This is a genomic window from Tunicatimonas sp. (assembly GCF_049647865.1).
GTDB lineage: Bacteria > Bacteroidota > Bacteroidia > Cytophagales > Cyclobacteriaceae > Tunicatimonas.
Genome location: NZ_JBARYM010000645.1, coordinates 1 through 3,207 on the forward strand (window position 1 = coordinate 1; position 3,207 = coordinate 3,207).

Below are 3,207 nucleotides of genomic sequence, written 5' to 3' on the forward strand. Positions count from 1 at the left end.
GTATACGACAAGAAATTTGTGTTTATGCCCGATAGTGTAACTGACGAAAATTTTCGGTATATAGATTTGCTGAATATGGAAGGTGTTCTTCACGCTTAAAAGCAAAACCTAATTTTTTAACTATGAACCAAGTACCTATTATGTTAGGTATCGATGTGGGTACTACCAGCGTAAAGGTGCTGGCCGCCGATATTGAAGGAAAAAACATCTGTGCCGAAGATGCTTCCTACTCTTTACACCAGCCCCAGGATGGTTACCGGGAACAAGACCCCCGAGAAATACTAGAAGCCGTACACCGAACGGTGAAGGCTGTTCTGGAGCAATTGAACGAGCCAATAGCGGGAGTAAGCTTTAGCACAGCCATGCATAGTTTACTTGCAGTAGACAAGGACGGAAATTCAATTACACCTATGCTCACTTGGGCCGATACTCGCAGCCAAGCGTATGCCGAAGAGCTTCGCAGTTCTTCACTGGGTGATGTTATTTATCAGAAAGGTGGTGCTCCAATACATGCAATGCTGCCACTCTGCAAGATTGCTTGGCTGCGCGATCATCAGCCGAATATTTTTAAGCAGGCGTATAAATTCTTGTCATTCAAAGAATGGCTGCTTTATCAGTGGTTAGGCGAGTACGTAGTAGATTATTCTATGGCTACGGCTACCGGACTATTCAATCAGAAGACGTTAGGTTGGAACGAAGATGCTTTGGCTTTTGCCAGGATTGATTCTGAGCAGTTATCTAAGCCGGTTCCTACTACTTATGTGCTACAAGGGCTTAACAAAAAGGTAGCAGAAGCAACGGGCTTGCCAGCGGATATTCCTATCGTGATGGGAGCTAGTGACGGTTGTTTAGCGAACTTGTACGCTAGTGGGTTGAATCCCCGCGAGGCAACCCTATCGCTCGGTACCAGCGGGGCAATTCGTCTTATTTCTCGTAATACCACCCCCGATAAAGAGATGCGGATTTTCAACTATCTGCTTACCGAAGACCATCATGTATTGGGTGGACCAACCAACAATGGTGGCATCATTTTAAACTGGTTACATGAGAACCTATACCAAGGCAAGTGCTCTTACGAAGAAGTGCTAACCAAAGCTGCCCATGTTGAACCAGGAACCGACCGATTGGTTTGTTTACCTTATTTTCATGGCGAGCGAGCACCTTTCTGGAATGAGCGTATTCAGGGTGGGTATTTTGGCGTAGACCCAGATCACAAGGTAGATTATTTTGCCCGAGCGGCCTTAGAGGGAGTGATATATAACATGTACAGCATTGGTCAGGGATTAGAAGATGCTGCTGGAAGCTTCGACGCCATTTGGGCCGACGGGGGCGTAACTCGCTCTGATTTTATGGTACAGCTAATTGCCGATATATTTAGTAAGCCCGTGTACGTAGCCGAAAGTCACCACGGAGTGGCCGAAGGAGCTATTATGCTAGGTAGTTATGCTTTGGGTTTAGTAGACTCTCTAGAAGACGTAGTGAAGAATACAAAAAAAGAAAAGGAGTTCATCCCTAATTTAGCGCTTCAAGAAGTTTACCAAGATCAGTACGCGCGGTTTCGTGAATGGGGAAAAGTAGTAAATCAGAAAACTACAAAATCATAAGAGGTGAATATTGCCATCCGATACAATTTCTAGTAGCTGCTTTACCTCATCGGCTTTCTCAAATTCATCTAGCTTCTCAAACGATACGGTTAGATTACGTAGTACCCGACGGATAATATCAATATTCTGGCAGGGTTGATAAAACATATCGTCGGGCGAAAGCTTCAACTGCTTAATATAGTTGTCGATATCCTCCTTCTTAAAAATAAGCCCGCGACTAAAAGCATTAATGTAAAATTGAAGACCATCCTGTTTGAAGGTAAGAATAAACAGACTAGGCAAATTTACGCCGTACACTGGCATTTTAAGGCGTTGAGCTACCAGCATATAGACTACGCAGAGCGAAATAGGATTCCCCTTTTTCGTTTCTAGCACCCGATTAATCATGGAATTAGCGGGAGAATGGAAGTTTTTCGTGTTCGCCCGAAACTTTAACTTGCTAAACAGAACACTATTCAGGATGCGTACTTGATCGTACGGATGAACCTCCGCTTTAAACTCCAGCCAGCTATCGTAGTAAATTTGCTGAAGGCTCTCTTGAGTATTTTCTAACGATAAATCAGGGTATTGATACGTGGCGATAATCCACATACCTTCCATTAAATCTTGTTCAGAGCTATTGTACCACTTGCTCAAGCGATCTTTTAGTGACTCAAACTGGAGCGTGTGAATGAGATCTTCTAACCGCCGTTGCACATTAGGATCAAAATTCTTTTCCCATTCTTGTTCCAGAAGAGGAATAATAGGATTTCCGTAAGAGATAATTCTTTCTTCTACGTGAGTGAGTACTTCGTAATCTTCGTCATCTAGCAGAGCTACTAACGCTTTAAGCTCTCGGTCATTCATCCAAAAACAATTATAATCCTGGAAACATTTTGTAGGCGAAACCCAAAAATACGCCTACTTGAGCTAACCAGAAAATTACTACCGTCCAAAGTATACTAGCCTTTGATTTTTCTATCTGAATTTCTAATTTAGCTATATCCTCTTTAGTAGCTAGGTTTTGTAACTGCATTTCCTTCTGAAGTCCAATAAATTCTCCAGCGTCCTCATCGGAAAAATTATACTTTTTGAGAAGCTTATAGAATCTAATTTCTGTCGTTTCCATGCTAATTGAAGCCTTAAAGTCTTTCTTAAAAATAAGGAAATCACGAACAAATTACAATCTAGCATTAGTTAATTCTCACAAATATGCTAGCTAATCTTGGGGTTGAGAAGCAGTAGATTTATCCTATTCTTCTTCCTCCTTCTTGTCTTTATCTTTTCCGCCCCCGAATATAGAAAAGTGTACGTAGCGCTTGGGGTTTTCTTGTATATCAATCATCAATAGATCTAAATCCCGAGTTGCGCTATTTAGATTGGTGTAGAGCGAATCATTATTAAGCAGTTTGCCCAGCGAGCCTTCACCTTCATTCATCTTCGTGGTAATTTCATTTAAATTTTGAGCCACCAGTTCCAACTTTTGTAGGGTAGATTGCACCTGAAGGCTATCTACCTTTTGGTTTAGCTTAGTAAGCAACGGGCCAATGCCGTTCTCTTGATCGCTCAACTGCCGAGTGAGCATTTCAACATTAGCTAAAGTAGCATTCAAACGGCGTTCATT

At 42.1% G+C, this 3,207-nt stretch carries 3 protein-coding genes and 1 pseudogene; 1 reads left to right on the forward strand and 3 read right to left on the reverse strand.

Annotation, left to right across the window (positions count from 1 at the left end; genetic code table 11):
* Positions 1 to 122 precede the first annotated feature (122 nt).
* Complete coding sequence (locus tag WBA23_RS19000) at positions 123 to 1,604, forward strand: gluconokinase (protein WP_424583860.1); 1,482 nt, start codon at positions 123 to 125, stop codon at positions 1,602 to 1,604.
* Here the strand turns inward: WBA23_RS19000 and WBA23_RS19005 are convergent.
* The 3 genes and pseudogenes from WBA23_RS19005 to WBA23_RS19015 all read right to left on the reverse strand — a co-directional run.
* Positions 1,599 to 2,450, reverse strand: coding sequence for a transglutaminase-like domain-containing protein (locus WBA23_RS19005; protein WP_424583861.1), 852 nt, complete (start codon positions 2,448 to 2,450; stop codon positions 1,599 to 1,601). The two genes, WBA23_RS19000 and WBA23_RS19005, sit on opposite strands and share 6 nt — an antisense overlap.
* A 10-nt stretch (positions 2,451 to 2,460) precedes the next feature.
* Positions 2,461 to 2,712, reverse strand: coding sequence for a hypothetical protein (locus tag WBA23_RS19010; protein ID WP_424583862.1), 252 nt, complete (start codon positions 2,710 to 2,712; stop codon positions 2,461 to 2,463).
* Positions 2,713 to 2,835: 123 nt separating this feature from the next.
* A pseudogene (locus tag WBA23_RS19015) lies at positions 2,836 to 3,207 on the reverse strand (MCE family protein); the annotation flags it as partial.